This is a genomic window from Actinokineospora globicatena (genome assembly GCF_024171945.1).
In the GTDB taxonomy this organism is placed as follows: Bacteria; Actinomycetota; Actinomycetes; order Mycobacteriales; family Pseudonocardiaceae; genus Actinokineospora; species Actinokineospora globicatena.
In genome coordinates this window covers 2,072,063-2,089,435 of the sequence record NZ_JAMTCR010000002.1, presented here as the reverse complement: position 1 = coordinate 2,089,435, position 17,373 = coordinate 2,072,063, and the positions used below count along the sequence as shown (strand labels likewise).

General features: G+C 71.7%; 12 protein-coding genes. 8 read left to right on the top strand and 4 right to left on the bottom strand.

All coding sequences use genetic code 11. From position 1 onward, the window contains the following. Positions 1-15: 15 nt before the first annotated feature. Entirely contained in the window at positions 16-1,257 is a 1,242-nt protein-coding gene (locus LV79_RS10070) for a cytochrome P450 (RefSeq protein WP_253834411.1), read from the bottom strand. Positions 1,258-1,454: 197 nt separating this feature from the next. Here LV79_RS10070 and LV79_RS10065 point away from each other — a divergent pair, with 197 nt between their 5' ends. Next, a complete protein-coding gene (locus tag LV79_RS10065) occupies positions 1,455-2,165 on the top strand; it encodes a thioesterase II family protein (RefSeq protein ID WP_253834409.1) in 711 nt (236 codons plus the stop codon). 557 nt (positions 2,166-2,722) lie between these two features. On the opposite strand, the gene LV79_RS10060 is transcribed toward LV79_RS10065, so the two are convergent. Next, complete coding sequence (locus tag LV79_RS10060; RefSeq protein WP_253834407.1) at positions 2,723-5,215, bottom strand: helix-turn-helix transcriptional regulator; 2,493 nt, start codon at positions 5,213-5,215, stop codon at positions 2,723-2,725. Between the two features lie 423 nt (positions 5,216-5,638). Here LV79_RS10060 and LV79_RS10055 point away from each other — a divergent pair, with 423 nt between their 5' ends. The 4 genes from LV79_RS10055 to LV79_RS10040 all read left to right on the top strand — a co-directional run bounded on the left by LV79_RS10055 (position 5,639) and on the right by LV79_RS10040 (position 10,808). Further along, on the top strand, positions 5,639-6,388 hold the full coding sequence (locus LV79_RS10055) for a thioesterase II family protein (RefSeq protein ID WP_253834405.1): 750 nt from the start codon (positions 5,639-5,641) through the stop codon (positions 6,386-6,388). Positions 6,389-6,539: 151 nt separating this feature from the next. Continuing rightward, the gene (locus LV79_RS10050; RefSeq protein WP_253834403.1) at positions 6,540-6,917 is read left to right on the top strand and encodes a hypothetical protein; all 378 of its coding nucleotides are present in this window, start codon (positions 6,540-6,542) and stop codon (positions 6,915-6,917) included. Beyond that, positions 6,910-7,338 carry a hypothetical protein gene (locus LV79_RS10045; protein WP_253834401.1) on the top strand — a complete coding sequence of 143 codons (429 nt, stop codon included), beginning with the start codon at positions 6,910-6,912 and terminating at the stop codon, positions 7,336-7,338. The genes LV79_RS10050 and LV79_RS10045 overlap by 8 nt, the downstream gene beginning before the upstream one ends. A gap of 548 nt (positions 7,339-7,886) precedes the next feature. Continuing rightward, positions 7,887-10,808, top strand: coding sequence for a helix-turn-helix transcriptional regulator (locus LV79_RS10040; RefSeq protein WP_253834398.1), 2,922 nt, complete (start codon positions 7,887-7,889; stop codon positions 10,806-10,808). Positions 10,809-10,813: 5 nt separating this feature from the next. Here the strand turns inward: LV79_RS10040 and dprE2 are convergent, their stop codons facing one another. Then, positions 10,814-11,551: a decaprenylphospho-beta-D-erythro-pentofuranosid-2-ulose 2-reductase gene (gene dprE2, locus LV79_RS10035; protein ID WP_253834396.1), complete on the bottom strand. Its 738-nt coding sequence runs from the start codon at positions 11,549-11,551 to the stop codon at positions 10,814-10,816. A 393-nt stretch (positions 11,552-11,944) separates the two neighbouring features. Here dprE2 and LV79_RS10030 point away from each other — a divergent pair, with 393 nt between their 5' ends. From LV79_RS10030 to LV79_RS10020, 3 genes are all read left to right on the top strand, one after another. Then, positions 11,945-13,372 carry a family 2B encapsulin nanocompartment shell protein gene (locus tag LV79_RS10030; RefSeq protein WP_253834395.1) on the top strand — a complete coding sequence of 476 codons (1,428 nt, stop codon included), beginning with the start codon at positions 11,945-11,947 and terminating at the stop codon, positions 13,370-13,372. Positions 13,373-13,440: 68 nt separating this feature from the next. Further along, positions 13,441-14,850, top strand: coding sequence for a family 2B encapsulin nanocompartment shell protein (locus LV79_RS10025; protein ID WP_285469421.1), 1,410 nt, complete (start codon positions 13,441-13,443; stop codon positions 14,848-14,850). Positions 14,851-15,029: 179 nt separating this feature from the next. Further along, positions 15,030-16,022 (top strand): family 2 encapsulin nanocompartment cargo protein polyprenyl transferase, encoded by a 993-nt coding sequence (locus tag LV79_RS10020; protein ID WP_301320939.1) that lies wholly within the window; start codon positions 15,030-15,032, stop codon positions 16,020-16,022. A gap of 674 nt (positions 16,023-16,696) precedes the next feature. Here LV79_RS10020 and LV79_RS10015 read toward each other — a convergent pair. Then, complete coding sequence (locus LV79_RS10015) at positions 16,697-17,359, bottom strand: DUF1990 domain-containing protein (protein WP_253834392.1); 663 nt, start codon at positions 17,357-17,359, stop codon at positions 16,697-16,699. Positions 17,360-17,373: the final 14 nt, after the last annotated feature.

Here is a 17,373-nt window from a genome sequence, read left to right as displayed (position 1 = left end):
CCTAGCGGGCCCCTACTAGCGCACCGCGACCGGAAACTGGAGCATGCCCCTGATAATAAAGGAATCCCGGCGCCGCACCTGGCCGACCCGGCGCAGGTCCGGCAGCCGCGCGGCGAGTGCGACGAGCGCGATCTCGGCCTCGATCCTGGCCAACGCCGCACCGAGGCAGAAATGGATTCCGGCGGAAAAGGACAACGTGTCCGGCCCTGATTCCCGGGTGATGTCGAAACGGTCCGGGCGCGAATACACCTCGGGGTCGCGGTTGGCCGCACCGGCGCAGATCGCCAGTTCCGCGCCCGCGGGCACGAGGTGGCCGTCGAGCTCCACGTCGGTGTGCGCGATCCGCCGGTACTGCTGGACGGGGGTGTCGTAGCGCAGCGTCTCCTGCACCACGGCGGACGCGAGGGTGTGGTCGGCCTTGAACGCGGCCCACTGCTCGGGGTTGCGCAGCAGCGCGCGCACCGCGTTGCCGATGAGGTTGACCGTGGTTTCCGTGCCCGCCAACGGGAGGAACATGCACAGCGGCACCAGCTCGTCCATCGCCAGCCGACCGTCGTCGACGGCGGGCAGCAGGTCGCTGATCAGGTCGTCGGCCGGGTCGGCCCGGCGCTCGGCGACGATGTCGGTGAACATGACCGTCATCTCCGCGATCGCCGCCCGCACGTCCCTGGCCACCTCGACCGAGGCCACCCCGTCGAGCAGGTACGCCATCCGCCTGCTGAGCTGGAAGAACGCCCGCCGGTGCCGCTCCGGGATGCCGACGAGGTCGCCGATCACCCGCAGCGGCAACTGCTGGGCGAAGGCGCTCATCAGGTTGAACTCCGCGCGCCCGGCCAGGATCCGGTCGATCAGCTCGTCGCACACCTGCTCGGCGAGCGGAGTCCAGCGCTGGAGCCTGCGCGGGTTGAGCGAGGGCACCGACAGCTTGCGCAACCTGGTGTGCTCCGGCGGGTCGAGCCCGAGCATGGAGTTGTCGAACGGCATGAACTCCGGCGCCTTCGTGCCGTCCGCGCGGCGCACGCCGAACCGCTTGTCCCGCAACACCTTGTTCGCCAGCTTGTGGCTCGCGGTCACCCACACGCCGAGCCCGCTGCGGTGCAGCGGTCCCCGGGCGCGCACCTGCTCGTAGAGCGGGTACGGGTCCTCCGGGGCGCGCAGCAGTTGTGCGTACGGGTCGCCACGGTCGCTCACGGCACGCAAGTGGTCTTGCCACAGCACCATCTGCGCCCGCGCCTGGCGGTCCGCGAGGTCGGTCATGGTCCCTCCCGCGCCACGCTAGACCGCGCGTCCCCCCTAACCTCAACCCCTAACGCAGGCGCGCCGTTCGCCGTGGGCACCTTGGACACCGGCTCGCACCGGTGCTAGGGGTTGCCCAGCGTGACCAGCTGCCGGCACTTTGGCCCCCAGGCGCCGGAAAGTCCCCAACGCCCGCGCGCGGAGAGGACCCGGAGGCCATGGTCGCGCACGGCAACGCGGCGGGACACCCGTGGGTCCACCGGCTGCGCACAGCCCGCACCCCCGGCTGCAGGCTGGTCTGCTTCCCACCCGAGGGCGCGTCGGCGACGTTCTTCTTGCAACTGGCCCAGTCCATCGCCCGCCCGGTCGAGGTCCTCGGCGTCCAGTACCCGGGTCGGCGCGACCGCAGGCACGAACCCCCGGTCACCTCGGTGACCGAGCTGGCGGACCGGGTCAGCGCCGAACTCGACCGCACCGACCTGCCGATCGCCCTGCTCGGCCACGGCCTCGGCGCGGCGGTCGCCTTCGAAACGGCGGTGCGGGTGGAACGCGCGGGCCACCGCCCCCTCGCCCTCTTCGCCTCCGGCGCCCCCAGCCCGTCCCGCCTGGGCACCCCCGCCTACCTCGACACCGGCGAGTTCACCCAACCCACCCGCTCCCCCGCACCCACCCCACTGACCACCCTGCGCGACGACCAACGCGCCACCGAGACCTACCGCTGGCACCCCGCCAACCGGGTCTCCTGCCACATCCTCGCCATGGTCGGCGACACCGACCCAGCCGCCCCCCACGCCCCCGCCTGGCGCGAGGTAACCAGCGGCTGGTTCGAACTCCAACTCTTCGCAGGCGGCCACGGCTACCTGACGTCCTTCGTGTCCACAGTGGCCAACACCGTCTCCGAACGCATCACCACCCTCTGCCCCGGCTAACCACGCCCGGCGCTGCCGCCCCACGCTCCACCAACCCAGCCCACGTAGTCCCCCGGGCTCCGCCAAGTCCCCACGCCACTCCCAGCCCACCCGCAACGACTGGCGAAGACCCAACAACGTTGCCCCAACCTCCCGCCGACGACGTTGCCGACACGCGCTCCACCACGGCGCTGGTGCCAGGTCGGCTCGATGGGGTGGACTTGTTTTGCGTGGGGGAGGACCACCCGCAGCGTCGTTGCGCGGACAGGGCCATGCTTTTCGGCCCCTGCTTTGCGGTCCTGCCACGGGTGGTCTAGGGGCCCCGCACAAAACAAGTTCGCCCCATCGAGCTCTTCGCATTCTCGCGCCTGTTCGATGGCGCAGCCGAGGCGTCCACCGCAGCGAAGCGGAGGCCCGAGACCCGGAGATCCCCAGCTCAACGCACTACCCCAAGATCAACCCGCCCAAAGCAGCCCCCGATATACAGCCTACCGAGAACCACCCAGGGCCGGAGAGGCTGAAGTTAGAGCCTGTGGACAACTCCACCCCTGTGGACAACCCACCACCGGCCAGCCCTGTCACCGGACCGGGCTGCGGCCCAGGTCCGCCACCCGACCACTGTGGACAGCCAGCCCCGCGTGTAGATCCGCCCGTCGTCGCACTCCGAGCTTCCGGTAGATCTTCGTCAGGTGTTGCTCCACCGTACTGATCGTGATGAACAACTTGTGCGCGATCTCCCGGTTCGTATGCCCCAACGCTGCCAGGTTTGCGACTCGGTGTTCGGCGTCGCTCAAAGTTGTAGCCGTGTGGTCGTTGGGGTCGCCGCGGCGGGTGGGGACTCGGTCTAGGAGGCCGCCGACGCCGCAGGCTGTGGCTTCGTCGGCGGCGGATTTGGCGACGCGGCGGGCTCGGGCGGTGTCGCCTCGGGCGGCGATGGCGGCGGACAGTTCGGCCATGGCCACCGCGGCTGAGTAGCGGTCGCCGCAGGCTCGGAAGGATTCGGTGACTTCTTGCAGCAGGCGGATGGGTTGGTGGCCCGCCAAAGCGAAGACTCGCACGGTCCGGGCGCGGGTGTGTTGCGCCGCGGCCGCGGGGAGTTCCGATTGGCCGCGGGCCAGGTGCATGGCGGCGCGGCGGCGGCCGAATCGGAGGTGTGCCTCGGCGAGGTCGGTCCGCCACGGCACGAGCCCGGGCAGGTCGGCGCCGGCGGCCGTGACCACCCGACCGCACGCCTGGAAGTCGGCGATCGCGGCGAGAACCCGTTCTGAGGCAAGGTAATGGTGCCCCCGCGCACGCAGGTACCTGGCGCCGATCAGCGTGTCGCCCATGTTGTCCGGGACGACCTCGCGCAGCGCTGGGCTGTCGGTGATCCCCATGGCCGTGTCGGCCGCGATCATCGTCGCCAGCGGTAGACCGATCAGCACGCCCCAGGACCGCGCGGGCAACAGGTCCAGACTTCGTTGCGCCGTCGCGTAAGCCGACCGCACCGCGCCCTGCCGGAGTTCGACCTCGGCCGTGACCGCGCCGAGCAGCGCGAGCCAGGTGGTCGCCCTGCGCTGCTCCGCCGCCGCCGTCAGCTTGACGCACCAGCGTTCGGCCAGGTCGACCCGGTCCGCGAGCATCAGGCCCGTCACTGCCGCGGCCAACACCTCAACGGTCCGGTCCCCCAGCGGACACCCGTGCAGCACCTGCTCGGCGTTGGCGACGACCTCACCCAGCGCCCCACGGGTGAGTCCCGGCATCAGCGCGGCAGACGCGCGTTCCCACGACGTGCTCACCCGCGTCGGCAGGCGGCAGCCCCGGATCCACTCGTTGGCCAAGGCGAGCCCGGCGTCCTCAGTCGGACGTTCAGGGTCGTTGTGCCACAACGTGAACCGCAGCGCCGTCACCGGGTCCACTTCGGATAGACACAGCAGATCCGCCGGGTTGTGCCGCCACACCGCGCCCGCCAGGTCCGCGGCGGTCTGCGCACGGACCCGGCCCGTGGTCATCGGCAGCACAAGCTCCAGGCAGCGGACCGCGAACTCGCCCCGGTCGGTGGCGATCGCGTCGAGCGCCGCGGCCCGCAGGACGTCGACGACCCACTCGTCGAGGACCTGGTCATCAACCTCCCCGGACGCGACCACCAGCCGGGCCACGTCCACCGGCCGCGCGCGGCGCTGGTGCAGGACCCGCGCCGCGCGCAGGTGTAATCGGGCGGACTCGGTCGGCGTCAGGCCGCCGAGCACCGCGTCGCGGATCGCCTCGTGCCGCAGCCGCCAGCCGACCAGCACCCCGGCGGAGGTCAGCACCCCGGTCAGCCGCGCGGCCACGGCCTCGGTCTGGTCGGTCAGCTCGGCCAGCGCCGCGGGCGACGACCAGGTCTCCAGCACCGCGAGCGCCCTGGCGACCGCGAGCAGCCGGGGCTCCCAGCGGTGCAGGCAGGCGACCACGGCCTGGCGGAACGCGAGGCCCGGTTCGGCGGCGGCCGGGTCGGACCGGTTGTCGGCGATCAGCGCGTGCAGCAGCAGCGGGTTCCCGCCGGTGGTCCGGTGGTACGCGGCGGCAGCGGTGTCGTCGTCGAGTTCGGCGCGCAGCAGTTCGGCGACCCCGGTCTCGGTCAGCAGCCCCAACCGCAACCGGTGGTCGGCGTGCGCGGTCAGCGGCCCGGACAGCGGTTCCCAGTCGGTGACCACCAGCAGCACCGGCAGCCCGACGGCCTCGGCCCGGACCCGCGCCAGCAGGCCGAGGGTGTCGCCGTCGAGGTGTTGGACGTCGTCGACGGCCAGCACGACCGACCGCTCGCGCGCCGCGGCGATGACCCGGTCGACGAAGTCGCCCTCGGCCGGGGGCAGGCCCGCCGCCAGCTGCCGGAGCGCGCCGAACGGGATCTCCCGCTCCCCGCGCGATCCGGACGCGGTGAGCAGCAGCGCCCCCGAGTCGGCGACGCGGTCGGCGAACAGGTCGAGCAGGCACGACTTGCCGCTGGCGGGTCCACCCGCCACCGCGACCACCCGGGCCCCGCCCAACGCGCACTCGGCCAGGTGGCCGACCAACGCCTCGACCGCGCTGCCGCGTTCGACCAGTGCCATCCGGCCTTCCCTCCACACCCGGCGAGCGGCGTCCGACCCGGCAATCTACTCCGGTCGGCGGGTGTCGGAGAAGTGACGGCGATTGCCGGGAAGTCATTTTCCCGTTAACGCCTCGGGATAGCTGGACTTTTCCCGACGCCCGGTCGAATAGGGGTGGACAGGGGTCGACAACGCGGCTCGACATCGGACCTACTCGCAGGTCAGGACCGATATCGCCGGTGGCCGGGGTGTGCGACTCGGCATAGGGGGTTGTCCGGCGCCGACCGGGACTGGGATCGTCGAAATCCGGCGGATCCGACGCCGGGGAGAAACGGTGTGGGCCGTATTCCCCTGGCTCGCGGACGGCCGGGGCGACCGCCAGTCGTCGACATACGTGGCAACATCCCCTACAGGGACGCACCCAGGGGAGAGGGGACCAGAGGGATGAGCACGGACCTGTGGCTGCGGCGGTTCCACCCGGCGCCGGACGCGGCCACGCGGCTGTTGTGCCTGCCGCACGCCGGTGGCTCTGCCAGCTACTTCTTCCCGGTGTCGCGCTCGATGAGCCCCCGGGTCGAGGTGATCGCCGCGCAGTACCCCGGTCGGCAGGACAGGCGCCTCGAGCCGTGCGTCGAGACGATCGCCGAGCTGGCCGACCAGGTCGCCGACGTGCTCACCCCGTACCTGGACAAGCCGCTGACCGTGTTCGGGCACAGCATGGGCGCCTCGCTGGGCTTCGAGGTGGCGCTGCGGCTGCAGGAGCGCGGGACGGTGGTGCACGGCCTGGTCGTGTCCGGTCGGCGCGCCCCGTCCGCGCTGCGCGACGAGCGGGTGCACGAGCTCGACGACGACGGCCTGATCCGCGAGATCAAGCGGCTCGACGGCACCGAGACCCAGCTGCTCGACGACGACGAGATCCTGCGCATGGTCCTGCCGTCGATCCGCGCCGACTACAAGGCGGCCGAGATCTACCGGCGCACCGACGGTCCCCGGCTGCGGGCCAGGATCCTGGCGCTGACCGGTGACAGCGACCCCAAGGCCACCCTGGCCGAGGTGGACAAGTGGGCCGACCACACCGACGGCGGCTACGAGCGCGAGGTCTACCCGGGCGGGCACTTCTACCTCAACAGCCACGTGCCCGCGGTGCTCGACCGGATCCGCGCGCACATCGGCTCGCTCTCCACTGTGGACTAGATCACCAGGCGGACCAGCTCACCAGTCGGACCGGCTCACCCGCGCATCCCGGACAGCGCAGAGCATGTGGTGTGCCGCCCACCCGCGCGGCGCTGGTGGCGCGGGGCGTGCGAGGCTCACCGGGTCACGACGGAGCCTGGGAGCCGCAGCGATGATCGACGTGTTGTCCCCCGCCCTGACCTGGGTCGCGGTCGGGGCGGCGGTGTGGGCGCTGGTGCTGGTGCTGGCCGACCGCCCGCTGCCGGTGGACCGCCCGGACGGCAAGGCCTACCTCGGGTTGCTGGCGCTGATCGAGGTCGGGCTGCTCGCCCAGGCGGTCCTGGGTTTCATCAAGCTCGCCACCGCCGACCACGACGTGCCTGCCCTGTCTTACGGCGGCTACCTGCTGGGCTCCCTGTTGATCCTGCCCGTCGCGCTGTACTGGTCGCTGGCCGAGCGCACCCGCTGGGGCACGGCGGTGCTGGTCGTCGGCGCGCTGGTGATCCCGGTGATGATCGTGCGCCTCGGGCAGGTGTGGGCCCATGGCTGAGCCGTCGAGCCCAGCGCCACCGGACGCGGTGCCGTCGAACCCGACCCGCTCCGGGCCGGGCAGGCTGCTGATCGCGGTGTACGCGATCTTCGCGCTGGCGGCGTGCGCGCGGTCGGCCAGCCAGATCAGCACCCACTTCCAGCGGGCGCCGCTGGCCTACCTGCTGTCCGCGTTCGCCGCCGCGGTCTACGTCGTGGCGACCGTGTGCCTGGCCAGGGGCACCAAGACGTCCCGCCGGGTCGCGGTCGTCTCGTGCGCGGTGGAACTCGCCGGTGTGCTGCTAATCGGAACGGCGAGCCTGGTCGCGCCGAGCGCATTTCCGGACGCGACGGTGTGGTCGGTATTCGGTATGGGATACGGTTTCGTGCCGCTCATCCTCCCCGTTCTCGGATTGCTCTGGATCCGCCGTACCGCAAGGTGAACGGAAATCCGGCCCAACCGCGGCCCCGCGTCTCGTACTAGGCCATTGGGGGACGAGACCTGTCACCGGCTGTAGTCGCCGGGATAGGGTCATCGGGTGTCTCGTCGCCTCGTCCGCGGCCCGTTCCCACCCCTGTCCGCGGCGGGCGCAACCCCGGGGTCACCCCTAACCTGCGGCAACTTAAGGCGCTCTTGAGGTTCACAGTGGGCGATTCACCAACTCTTCGTGTCTGACTCACCGTATTTGCTGTGACGCCCGGTCACAGGCGTGCGGCCCCGGCAAGTCGTTGAATGCGAACCAAACCAATCGGACCGCGGTACGGCTGGCGCCCTAACCGGATGCTCCACTTGGTCCACTCGGAAAGCGAGAACGCATCAACATCACGCATTGTTCATCCAGCCAATTGGCAAACCTTCCACAACGGTGGTGATTGCCGTTAGATTCACCGCAGAGCGTGGGGCAACGGGGAAAACACCGATCACCGAGCGTGACTTCGGGCGGGGTGGGGCCGGACCGGAGCCGAGGGCCGGAGGGGAAGGGGCGGGCGCATGGCGCTGGTCGAACGAGGAGAGGAACTTGCCGCGCTCGGGCGGCTGTACGCCGAGAGCGGTCGTGGTCGCGGCCAGGTCGCGTTGATCAGCGGTGGTGTCGCCAGCGGTAAGACCGAGTTGCTGCACGCCTTCGCTGACCTGGTCGCCGCCGACGGCGCGGCCCTGCTGACGGCGACCGGGTCGCGCGCCGAGCGCACGCTGCCCTTCGGCGTGCTGCGACAGCTGTTCGCCGGTCCCGCGCTGTCGCCCGCGGTCGCCGCGGGCATCGCCGAACTGCTCGGCGGGGTCGGCGGAGTCGCTGACAGCGCAGGACAACACGACACCGGGCAGCACAGCGCGGAGCAGGACGGCACTGGGCACAACGGCACAGGACAGCCCGGCACGGAACGGGACCGCGTCGAGCGGGTCACCCCTGATCCGACCGGTGACCCGACGGCGATCGGCCGGGCGGGCGCGCGGGTGCTCGACGAGGTCTGCGCGGCGCTGCTGGAGCTGGCGGCCGACCGGACGGTGGTGATCGCGGTCGACGACGTCCAGTTCGCCGACGGCGAGTCGCTGCAGGCGCTGCTCTACCTGCGCCGCCGGATGCGGTTCGCCAGGGTCTTGGTGCTGCTCACCGAGTGGGCGCTGCCGCGGCCGACGCAGGCGGTGTTCCGCGCGGAGGTCACCCGCCAGCCCAACACCACGCACCTGCGGTTGGCGCCGCTGAGCCTGGCCGGGGTGGCCGAGCTGCTCGCGGGCAGGCTCGACCCGGCGACCGCCGCGGCGCTCGCCCCGGTGCACCACGCGGTCAGCGGCGGCAACCCGCTGCTGGTCACCGCGCTGATCAACGACCACCGGGCCGCGGTGCGGTCGGGCCTGCGCCCCGGTGACGGCGCCGTCGTGGTCGGCCAGGAGTTCGGCACCGCGGTGCTGGCCTGCCTGCACCGCTGGGAACCGGCGATGCTGCAGGTGGCGCGCGGGCTGGCGCTGCTGGGCGACGCCGGGTCGCCGGTGCTGCTCGGCAGCCTGCTCGACATCACCTCCGACGCCGCCGCCCAGGTGCTCGACGTGCTGGAGCTGGCCGGTCTGCTCGACGGCGGCCGCTTCCGGCACCCGGTGGCCAAGGCCGCCGTGCTCGACAGCATCGCCCCCGCCGACCGCCGCGCCCTGCACGCCCGCGCGGCCCGGTTGCTCTACCGCGACGGCTCCCCCGCCGACGAGGTCGCCAGGCACCTGACCGCCGCGGACGGCGCCGAGGAGCCGGGCGAGCAGACGTGGGCGGTCGAGGTGCTGCGCCACGCCGCGCAGGAGGACCTGGTCGCCGACCGGATGGACCTGGCCGTGCGCAGGCTGGAACTGGCCGCGCGGACCAGCAGGGACGTCGACGAGCACGCCGACATCACCACCCAGATGCTGCGCGTGGAGTGGCGGCGCAACCCGTCGGCCGCCGCCAGGCACCTGCCGTCGCTGCGCGCGGCGCGGGCGCAGGGCAAGCTGTCGGACCGCAACGCCGTGCACCTGGCCAAGTTCCTGCTCTGGTACGGCCACACCGAGGAGCTCTCGGGCACGTTGTCCGACCTCGCCGCCTCCGCCGCCGACCGCGCGGCGCCGATGGCGGGCCAGCTGAGCCTGGTGTTCCACTGGCTGGCGTTCCTGTACCCGCCGGTGGTCGCCGGGGTGCCCGCGCCGGAGACCGGGCAGCCGCAGCCGCTGCTGGCCAACCCGTGGACCCGCGCGTCGGCGATGCTCGACCGGGTGCGCTTCGGCGGCCCGCGCGAGGAGATCGTCGTCGCCGCCGAGCACATCCTGCAGAGCTGCAGGCTCGGTGAGCAGACGCTCGGCTCGCAGCTGTCCGCGCTGGCGGCGCTGGTGCACGCCGACCGCAACGACCGGGCCGCGCACTGGTGCGACTCGCTGCTCTCCGACGCCACAGCGCGCGGCGCGCTCACCTGGCAGGCGGTGATCGGTGCCATGCGCGCCGAAGTCGCCCTGCGCCAAGGGGATCTGCCCGCGGCGGAGGAGCTGGCGACGGCCGCGTTCGAGAAGCTCTCCCCGCAGGGGTGGGGTGTCGCGATCGGGGTGCCGCTCTCGACGAAGGTCGCCGCGGCCACCGCGATGGGCAGGCACGAGGAAGCCGCGGCGCTGCTGCGGGTGCCGGTCCCGGACTCGATGTACCAGACCCAGTTCGGTCTGCAGTACCTCTACGCGCGTGGTTCCCACTACCTGGCCACCGACCGTCCACACGCCGCGCTCGCGGACTTCCAGCGCTGCGGCGAGCTGATGTCCGGGTGGGACGTCGACCTGCCGGCGCTGGTGCCGTGGCGCTCCGGTGCCGCGCAGGCGCAACTGGCGCTGGGCAACCGGGAGGTCGCCCGCGCGCTGATGGCCGACCAGCTCACCCGGCCCGGCTGCGAGGGTGCCCGCACCCGCGGCGCGACCCTGCGCATCCTGGCCGCCGCCTCGACCGCCGACCGGCGCGTCCCGCTGCTGTCGGAGGCGGTGGAGCTGCTGCACACCGGCGGCGACCGGTTCGAACTGGCCCGCGCGCTGCTCGACCTCAGCCACGCGCACAGCGCGGCCGGGGACTGCGAGAAGGCGCGCACGGTGGCCAGGCGCGCGCTGCAGATGGCCAAGGGCTGCCAGGCCGAGCCGCTGAGCCGGGAGCTGCTGCCCGGCCGGGAACCGGAGGTGCCCGAGCAGAGCGGGCGCCACCAGGAGCCGACCGGGATGGACGCGCTGAGCGAGGCCGAGCGCCGGGTGGCCGTGCTCGCCGCGCTCGGGCACACCAACCGGGAGATCGGCGGGAAGCTCTACATCACGGTGAGCACGGTCGAGCAGCACCTGACCCGCGTCTACCGCAAGCTCAACGTCAGCCGCCGCACGGACCTGCCTGCCGGTCTACCCCGGCAGCTGCTGGCGGCGGCCGAGGACCGGTAGGCGACTCACCTGGGCAACCGCCGCCAGAGCGCCCGGGGCAACAACCGCATCAGGAAGAAGACGGGTCGCAGCACGCCAGGCACCCACACCTCACCCCGCCCGCGCCGCAAGGCGCGGGCGGTGGCGTTCGCGACCTGCGCGGGGGTGCTGGCGAACGGCGCGGGCGGCATGCCCTCGGTCATCCGGCCGACGACGAACCCCGGTCGCACGAGCAGCAGGCGCACGCCGGAGCCCGCGAGTGCGTCGGCGAGCCCGCTGGCGAACCCGTCCAACCCGGACTTGGCCGACCCGTAGACGTAGTTGGCCCGCCGCACCCGCACACCGGCGACCGACGAGAACACGACGATCTCGCCGCTGCCTTGGCGCCTAAGGCGTGTGGCGAGATGTGTCAAGACAGCCACGTGGGCGACATAGTCGGTGTGGACGATCGACACCGCGTGCGCCACGTCGGTCTCCGCCTTCCCTTGATCGCCGAGGATCCCGAACGAGACGACGACAGTGCCGATCGGACCGTGCGCCGCGGTGATCCCGTCCAGCACGGACTCGTGCGCGGCGAGGTCGTCCGCGTCGAACTCCACCGCGTGCACCGCGGCGGCCCCACTGTCCAGCAGCGACCGCTGTTGGTGATCAAGGTCACCGGCCCGCCTGACGGCCAGCACGACCACCCGCCCGGGCGCCAGCAGCCGCGCCAGTTCCAATCCGATCTCGCTTCGCCCGCCGAGGACGACCAGTGCACCGCTCATCGGGACAGTGTGTCGCGCTCACCCTGCGTCCGTTCGTGGTATCCCTGCGTCACGCCTGGCCCAATCGAGCGCAAGATCGAGTGATGGGACGAGCACATGACTACTCGCGGTCTGCCTGATCGCGAGATCCGGTCTGTTCTCTTGGGTTATCACCAGCCGATTCGGGGACTGTACTGTCACAAATTCGCGCGCTAGCTTCAACGCCGTCGACAATGGCGACGCGGCGACCGAGGCGGAGACCGCCGCTCTTACCAGCGAGAACATGAGGGTGAGACGCGTTCCGCCACACCATTCGCGGATTCGGCAATCGGTGTCCTCGACATTGTCCAGACCACGTCCCAACCGACTCCACCTCTTTCCGACACGCCTGGACAAGCGATTGGCGGTAGCACCGTGACCGAGACACTGCGCCCTGTTGGCGGCGAGGCTGGCCAGCAGCAGAGCCTCACCACCGAGGCGGCGCGCAACCTCGCGACCACCACGAAGTCCGTCCCGCAGATGCAGGAGATCACCTCCCGCTGGCTGCTGCGGGTCCTGCCGTGGAGCCACGTGGGTGGCGGCACCTACCGGGTCAACCAGCGGCGCAGCTACGTCGTCGGGGACGGCCGCATCGCCATCGACTACGTGGTCGGCGACGGCCGCATCACCGTCAACCGCGGCGACGCCCAGCCCCGCGTGGTGGCAGGCGACCTGCGCGAACTGTCGTTCCTGCGCGACTTCGACGACGACGAGGCGCTCTCCGCGCTGGCCGCGCTGTTCCGGCAGGAGGAGTACGCCGCAGGCGACACGCTGGTGGAGTGGGGCCACGCCGAGGACCGCTTCCTGGTCATCGCGCACGGCCGGGTCGAGCAGCGCGCCGAGGGCCACTACGGCGACGAGACCGTGGTCGGCGTGGTCACCGACGGCGAGTACTTCGACCAGTGGGGCCTGCTGCAGGAGCGGATCTGGGACTTCACCGCCAAGGCGGTCACCGCGGTCACCGCGCTCTCGGTGCGCCGCAGCGAGTTCCAGGAGCTGCTCGAGCGGGTGCCGTCGCTGCGCGCGCACGTCGAGGCCTACCTGGCCAGCGGGGCGCACGAGCAGGACGGCGAGGTCCCGATCAACCTGGCCGCCGGGCACAGCGGCGAGGTCGAGCTGCCCGAGACCTTTGTGGACTACGAGGTCTCGCCGCGCGAGTACGAGCTCTCGGTCGCGCAGACCGTGCTCAAGGTGCACACCAGGGTGGCCGACCTCTACAACCAGCCGATGGACCAGGTCGAGCAGCAGCTGCGGCTGACCATCGAGGCGTTGCGCGAGCGCCAGGAGCATGAGCTGGTCAACAACCGCGAGTTCGGCCTGCTGCACAACGCCGACCCGCGCCAGCGGGTGCACGCCCGCACCGGCGCGCCCACCCCGGACGACTTCGACGAGCTGCTGAGCAAGGTGTGGAAGGACCCGTCGGTCATCCTGGCCCACCCCAAGGCGATCGCCGCGTTCGGCCGCGAGTGCAGCAAGCGCGGCATCTACCCGGCCAACGTCGACATCGGCGGGCACCAGGTGCCGTCCTGGCGCGGGATCCCGGTGCTGCCGTGCAGCAAGATCCCGATCAGCGACACCCGCACCACCTCGGTGATCGCGATGCGCACCGGCGAGGACAACCAGGGCGTGATCGGCCTGCACCAGACCGGCCTGCCCGACGAGTACGAGCCGGGCCTGTCGGTGCGGTTCATGGGCATCAACGACAAGGCGATCCTGTCCTACCTGGTCACCACCTACTACTCGGCCGCCGTGCTGGTACCCGACGCGCTGGCCGTGCTCGACGACGTCCAGATCGGCCTCTAGCCCAGCCGCGGGTCCCGTGCCCGGCGCGGGACCCGCGCAGTCCTCGCACCAACCACCTTCCTTACCCGATGGGGGTTCCCCGCGTGACCGGTCTTCTCGACTCCGAGTCCGAGCAGCACCAGCAGAGCCTCAGCACCAGGGCGGCGCGCAACCTCGCGACCACCACCAAGTCCGTACCGCAGATGCAGGAGATCAGCCCGCGCTGGCTGCTGCGGATGCTGCCGTGGGTCGAGGCCCAGGGCGCGGTGTACCGGGTCAACCGCAGGCTCAGCTACACCCTGGGCGACGGGCGCGTCACCTTCACCAACACCGGCGCCGACGTCGACATCGTGCCGACCGAGCTGCGCGAGCTGGCGCTGCTGCGCGGGCTCGCCGACGAGGCCGCGCTCACCGAGCTGGCGAACCGCTTCGCCCAGCGCGAGTACCGGGCGGGCGAGGTGATCGTCGAGCGCGGTCGGCCCGCTGACGCGGTGCACCTGATCGCGCACGGCCGGGTCACCACCTACACCGAGGGCCACTTCGGCGACGAGGCCGTGCTCACCGTCCTGGCCGACGGCGAGTTCTTCGGCGACCGCGGGCTCATCGACGCCGACGCCACCTGGGACTTCACCGCCAAGGCCAGCACGGCGTGCATCGTGATGTCCTTGTCGCGCTCGGAGTTCCTGTCGCTGCAGGAGCGCTCGGCCGCGCTGCGCGCGCACGTGGACGCCTTCCGGGCCGCCACGCCCGCCAAGGCGAACAAGCACGGCGAGGCCGAGATCGCCATGTCGTCGGGGCACTCCGGTGAGCACGAGCTGCCGAGCACCTTCGTCGACTACGAGGGCAGCCCGCGCGAGTACGAGCTGTCCGTCGCGCAGACCCTGCTCAAGGTCCACACCAGGGTGGCCGACCTCTACAACCAGCCGATGGACCAGGTCGAGCAGCAGCTGCGGCTCACCATCCACGCGTTGCGCGAGCGCCAGGAACACGAGCTCATCAACAACCGCGACTTCGGCTTCCTGCACAACGCCGACCTGCGCCAGCGGCTGCACACCCGCGAGGGCGCGCCGACCCCGGACGACCTCGACGAGCTGCTGGCGCGCCGCCGCCGGTCGAACTTCTTCCTGGCCCACCCCAGGGCGATCGCCGCGTTCGGCCGCGAGTGCACCAAGCGCGGCCTGTACCCGCCGACCGTCGAGGTGGGCGGCAAGCAGGTGCACTCGTGGCGCGGGGTGCCGCTGCTGCCCAGCGACAAGATCCCGATCACCGAGACCGGGACCACGTCGATCATCGTGCTGCGCACCGGCGAGTCCGACCAGGGCGTGATCGGCCTGCACCAGACCGGCCTGCCCGACGAGTACGAGCCCGGCCTGTCGGTGCGGTTCACCGGCATCAACGACCGGGCCGTCATGTCGTACCTGGTGAGCACCTACTACAGCGCCGCGGTGCTGGTGCCGGACGCGCTCGGCGTGCTGGAAAACGTCCAGATCGGACTGTGACACCCGCCGGTGGCCCGCGTTCGCCCGCGGGCCACCGGTTTTCCCACCTCCGGGCACCGCCCGTAGACCTCCCGCGAATCGAGGACCGGCCCGTGTCCACCAACCCCACCGTCCACGTCCCCGGCGCCCGGCGCGCCGACGAGGGCGGCACCGTCGCCCACCGGGGCGCCCGGGACGTCCTGGCGCACAGCCGAGCGCTGCTGACCCCCGCGCTGCGCGCCGCCGTCGACACCCTGCCCGAGGCCATGCGGCACATCTCGGGCTACCACTTCGGCTGGTGGGACGAGCAGGGCAGGCCGACGGACGCGGACGCGGGCAAGGCCATCCGACCGGCGCTGGTCCTCACCGCCGCCGAGGCCGTCGGCGGATCACCGGCCGAGGCCCTCCCGGCCGCCGTCGCGGTGGAACTGGTGCACAACTTCACCCTGCTGCACGACGACGTGATGGACGGCGACCGCACCCGGCGGCACCGCCCCACCGCGTGGAGCGTGTTCGGCCTCGGCCCCGCCATCCTCGCGGGCGACGCCCTGCTGACCCTCGCCTTCGACGTCCTCGCCGCCAGCGACCACCCGCGCGCCCAGCCCGCCGCCCGCGTCCTGTCCGCCGCCGTCCTGGCCGTCCAGGAGGGCCAGGCCACCGACCTCGCCTTCGAACGCCGCGCCGACGTCACCCTCGCCGAGTGCCTGCGCATGGCCGAGGGCAAGACCGGCGCCCTCCTCGGCGGCGCCACCTCCCTCGGCGCCCTCCTCGGCGGCGCCTCCCCCAGCCAGGTGGACCACATGCGCTCCTTCGGCGAACGCCTGGGCCTGGCGTTCCAGTTGGTCGACGACCTCCTGGGCATCTGGGGCAACCCGTCGACGACCGGCAAGCCGGTGTACTCGGACCTGGAGAACCGCAAGAAGTCCCTGCCGGTGGTGGCCGCTCTGACGACGGAGACCACAGCGGCCCGGGACCTGCGGGCGTTGTACCACCGGGACACGACCCTGACAGCTGCTGAGCTGGTGCGCGCGGCTGATCTTGTGGAGACGGCCGGTGGTCGTGGGTGGGCACGGACGCGCGCGGACGACCTGATGGCGGATGCGGCAGATCACTTGGCCGCGGCGATGCCGACGGCCCGGGCAGAAGGCGAACTGATGGCCCTCGCGGACATGGTCATCCGCCGGGACCACTGAGGCTTGGTCCGCTGAGGCTTGGCCACCGAGGTTCGGTCCACTGAGGCTTGACCCACTGAGCCTTAGTCCACTGTGGACGCTCTGGGTGGCGATCGGGTCTTTGTTGATCACTCACGGGCTATCTGTCGTTGACGACGCCTCCCTGGTCGATCGGACACCCCTGACCTGCGGTTTCTCTCAGCCTGGCGCTGAGATTTCCCTCTTCTGGGTGACAGAAGTTATCCACATGCGGATCTCCACGGGGGTACTTCCAAGATCCACTGTCGGTGCCCCCCGGTAGACTGACCCAGGGACGCCCCCCGGAGAGGGTGGGGGCCGGGCCAGGCTTGGGGGTGGCCCCCGGGGGCGTCAAGGGGGTTCGCCCGAAGGTGTGATGGGCGAGGCTTGGTGGGGTCGCCTCGAGGCCGCTTGATGGGGATGCCCCCTCGGGGTCGACCGCGATGCGGATGGCCAGGGGGCCGTGGCGGTGCTCGGCCAAGCCCGGCGAGGGCGGCGGGGGCCGTGAAGGGGTTCTCCCGGGAGGGTGGCGGTCGGGTCTGGCATGCCCAAGCGCCGGGCACACGGCGATTCGAGGGGCCTGGATGCCGCGTGAGCCGGGCGGAAGCCGTGAACTCACGGGCGGGGCACTCAGACGCGAAACAGCCGCCAGAAGGCGTTGTGGAGCTAGGCCGCGGCTAGCCGGCGTCGATGAGGGTTAGGGCGGGGTGGGTGTGGGGGGTGGAGCGAAGGGTTGGGGCGGTGGTGATGGGGGTGGGGGCGGTGAAGGCGACCATCTGCTCGCCGATTCTGCGGTAGAAGCGGCGTTGGGTGGCGCGGCCGAAGATCGCCCAGCCGAGGCGGATGAGGGGGTGGGCGGTGTGGCTGGGTTTGGAGTACGAGGTGGCGCGGAACTCGACGCGGCCGGTGGTGTGGGACTTGGTGACCTGGAAGGTGACCTTGCCGCGTTCCAAGTGGCCGGTGAGGGTTTCGTAGGACCAGCCCCAGCGGGTGCAGGTGGGTGTTGACTCGTCGATCACCTCGGTGACGCGGACGCCCATCAGGAACCGGGCGAACAGGAACCGGCCCTCCAGCACCATGTGCCGACCCAGCAGCGGCGAGCCCGTGGCGTAGTGCGCCTGGATCAGCTCCGGCGGCGCGAACTCGTAGCCCGCGACCAGTTCCCGCGCGCGGGCCCACAACTCCCCCGGCGGCCCCGGGCGCTCATACCCGAGGACGCGGGGGTGGTCGTCGGCGAACCAACCGCGGCCGACTTCGGTGGGCGAGTAGTTGATCCGGCGGTCGGTCAGGTCGGCGAGCAGGGTCGATGGTTGGTCCGGCCTGGACAGCACGACGCGCATGGGACCAGGGTGCC